The sequence below is a fragment of the Vibrio sp. 811 genome (assembly GCF_033339195.1).
In genome coordinates, this window is the sequence record NZ_JAWOUB010000448.1 from 1 (window position 1) to 677 (window position 677).

The following is a 677-nucleotide window of genomic DNA, read 5'->3' on the forward strand; positions in this document are numbered from 1 at the left end:
CCCCTGATGCAAACCGCTCTCTTCACTCACTGTCGCCATCATGTTGTCTTCCATCACCTCGCCACACAACTTCCCCACTTCAATCCAATCACCCACTCGAAACGAGCGCGAACTCGCACGTTGAATCGAGCCTGTAAAACACAAAATGATCTCTTTCGATGCCACCACAATAGCGACCGCAATCGCTGTAACACTGAGCGCAAACTCACTGATTTCTGATTGCCAGAGGATAAACAGGATCAGCAATGTGAACGCAAACGTACCGTTTTTGGTTCTCGACATCCAACTGCGTTGATCTTCGGTTAAAAAGGCATGATCACCGCGAATCATCGACAAAATTGAACGACGTACCAACCACATAAAAAACAAAATTAATGTGGTAAACAGCATTTTGTGCGTGAGAAGAAAATCGACGACCAACTGCACTTTCTCCATTACCCTGCTCCCTTGTTACAGACTTATTATCTTTCGAATAGTAATGGGTAACCATAACAAATTATTCTGTCAGTTGTCCGTGTTCACTCTCTTTAAATACGATAAAGGCACGTCGATTCAGTGCGTTTGCTTCCGAAGTCGTTTGATTTATGACCGGTTGCAGTTCACCAAACGCTTTGACCTCCCAAACAAGCCGTGACGCATCAAGTTTGGTCTTGAGATATTCGACCACAGTTTGAGCT

1 protein-coding gene and 1 pseudogene are annotated in these 677 nt (G+C 44.8%); both read right to left on the minus strand.

Going from position 1 to position 677, the window contains the following annotated elements:
* A partial coding sequence (locus R7Q46_RS27405) for a mechanosensitive ion channel family protein (protein WP_318078304.1) occupies positions 1-435 on the minus strand: 435 nt, incomplete at its 3' end.
* Positions 436-496: 61 nt separating this feature from the next.
* Positions 497-677, minus strand: a pseudogene (locus R7Q46_RS27410) (OmpA family protein); the annotation flags it as partial.